Here is a 2,140-nt window from a genome sequence, read left to right on the forward strand (position 1 = left end):
CCGAGCGAATGCGTGCCGAAGGGTAGCATCACGACCTGCAACGGACTCGACGTCCGGGCGGCCGGCCGGGCCGACGCGAGGGTCCTGGCGAGCGCGCAGGACCCACCGTCGCCCGACACCACCCGCGGGATCCATCCCCGCCCGACGGTGACGCCCGGGGACGCCGAGTCGAGCCGTTCGAGGCGCGAATCGCCGGTAACCGCGTAGATCGGTGCGCCGCGGACGCCGGCCGCCGCTGCGTTTCCCAGGGCGCGCCGCCGGGTGCCGGCCAGGATCGTCAGGCCGGCGTCGGTGCCGGCCAGCACCACGCCGGGTACGTCCGCCGCCGTGTCGGCCCGTGGGCTGCGGCCCATCAGGCCCGCCGCGCCGGCGACGATCGCCCCACCCCCGATGATGAACAGCGTCCGCCGTGTTGTCATGACCTGTCGACACCGCGGGAACCGAATGGGTTCCCGCGGTGTCATTGAGGTGTCGGTTCGAGGGGCGTGTTCGAGGGCGTGGAGGTGGCGGGGCTGGACATGACCACCGAACTCGACGATGCGGCGGCCGTGGCCCGCGCCCGCACCGGCGACCTGGACGCCTACGAGGCGCTGGTCGTGCGGTACACGCCGGCCGCGCACCGGGCCGCGGTGCTGTTCGGGGCGGGCGCCGAGGCCGACGACGTGGTGCAAGAGGCGCTGGTGAAGGCGTACCGGAATCTCTCGCGGTTCCGCGGCGACGCTGAGTTCCGGCCGTGGCTGCTGGCCATCGTCGCCAACGAGACCCGCAATCTGCACCGCTCGCGCCGCCGCCGCGACGGCCTGATGCTGCGGGCCGCCGCGCGCGAGGGCCCGGAGGAGGCCGGCCCCGACCCGGCCGAGTCGGCCATGGCGGTCGACCGCCGGCAGCGGCTGGTCGAGCAGTTGCGGCAGCTGGAACCCCACGATCGTGAGGTGCTGGTGTGCCGGTACCTGCTGGACCTGTCGGAGGCGGAGACCGCCACGACGCTGAACGTGCCCAAGGGCACGGTCAAATCGAGGACGGCGCGGGCGCTGAAGAAGCTGCGCGGGAAGGTGGGGGAGGTGGCCGATGCCTGAGTACGACGAAGATCTCGCTGCCGAGCTGCGCGGCCTCGCCTCATGGATCGAGGTCGGCGAACCGGCCGACCAGCGCGCCGCGGTCCGCGCGCGGCTCACCAAGCGCAGCCGGTGGTCCAAGCGGTGGATCGTCGGCGCCGTCGCCGCAGTGGTCGCGGTGACCGGCGCGGTCGCACCGGCCCGGGCGGCCGTGGTCGAGGCGGTCGGCGACCTGCTGCGGGTGGCCGGCATCGAAGTACGCCGCGAGCCCGCCACCGGTGGTCTCCCGGCCCGGCCCAGCCCGCTGCCCTCGGCGCGGTCCGCCCGCCTGGAGGAGGCTCGCCGGGTCGCACTCTTCCCGGTGCGGGTGCCCGAAGCGCTGGGCGCGCCCGAGAAGGTCGAGCTGGCCGACCCGGACGGCAAGGGCGCGCCGCGAGTGGTGACGATGGCGTTCCGCGGCGGCGCGGTGCGCTTCGACCAGTTCGACGGCTCCGCGTCCATGGGGTTCTTCAAGAGCGCGCGGGACGCCGAGTGGGTCCAGGTCGGCCCCGATGCGGGCATCTGGCTGTCCGGGCCGCACCCCGTCACATACGCCGGGCGCGACGGCCTCGAGCACACCGCGACGGCCCGCCTCGCCGCGCCGACGCTGATCTGGGAATCCGGCGGCCTCACCTATCGCCTGGAAGGAATCCCGACCCGGGCGGAGGCCCTGCAGGTGGCCTTGTCGCTCGCCTAGGGCGGACAACCGCACCATGCGCCATCTGCGGGCCTGAGCCGCCTGCGGGACTGAGCCATCTGAGCCGTCAGTGCCCGCGGAACGCCTCCTCGAGCCACCAGGATCCCCGTGCCGCGCTGACCTTCGCGTCGATCACCAGCGGCCGTGACCGGTCCCCGGCCAGCCAGTCGCCCACCGGGGCCAGGTCGGCGGGCGTGCGGACGGTCAGCGCGGCGCAGCCGAACCCGGCGCCGATCGCCGCGAGATCGGTGTCCGGGAAGGTGACCGTGTCGAGCGGATCGCCGTCCGGGCCGAAGTGGTGCACCTCCGCGCCGTAGGCGGCGTCGTTGTAGGCCACCACGATCAGCGG

3 protein-coding genes and 1 pseudogene are annotated in these 2,140 nt (G+C 74.4%); 2 read left to right on the forward strand and 2 right to left on the reverse strand.

The window, feature by feature from the left end; all coding sequences use genetic code 11:
* On the reverse strand, nt 1-419 hold a 419-nt coding region (locus AB0M20_RS39795; RefSeq protein ID WP_364306281.1), incomplete at its 3' end, for a hypothetical protein.
* Between the two features lie 66 nt (nt 420-485).
* On the opposite strand from AB0M20_RS39795, the gene AB0M20_RS39800 reads away from it, so the two are divergent.
* Together AB0M20_RS39800 and AB0M20_RS39805 are read left to right on the forward strand one after the other, a co-directional pair.
* The gene (locus AB0M20_RS39800) at nt 486-1,076 is read left to right on the forward strand and encodes a sigma-70 family RNA polymerase sigma factor (RefSeq protein ID WP_364306283.1); all 591 of its coding nucleotides are present in this window, start codon (nt 486-488) and stop codon (nt 1,074-1,076) included.
* Entirely contained in the window at nt 1,069-1,791 is a 723-nt protein-coding gene (locus tag AB0M20_RS39805) for a hypothetical protein (RefSeq protein WP_364306284.1), read from the forward strand. Before AB0M20_RS39800 ends, AB0M20_RS39805 begins: the two co-directional genes overlap by 8 nt.
* A gap of 67 nt (nt 1,792-1,858) precedes the next feature.
* On the opposite strand, the pseudogene AB0M20_RS39810 reads toward AB0M20_RS39805, so the two are convergent.
* Nucleotides 1,859-2,140, reverse strand: a pseudogene (locus AB0M20_RS39810) (thiamine pyrophosphate-binding protein); the annotation flags it as partial.

Source organism: Actinoplanes sp. NPDC051633, assembly GCF_040681735.1.
Taxonomy (GTDB): Bacteria; Actinomycetota; Actinomycetes; order Mycobacteriales; family Micromonosporaceae; genus Actinoplanes.

Coding starts and splice junctions, on each gene's coding strand:
- AB0M20_RS39805 (WP_364306284.1), top strand. CDS start 1,069: ATGCCTGAGTACGACGAAGATCTCGCTGCCGAGCTGCGCGGCCTCGCC.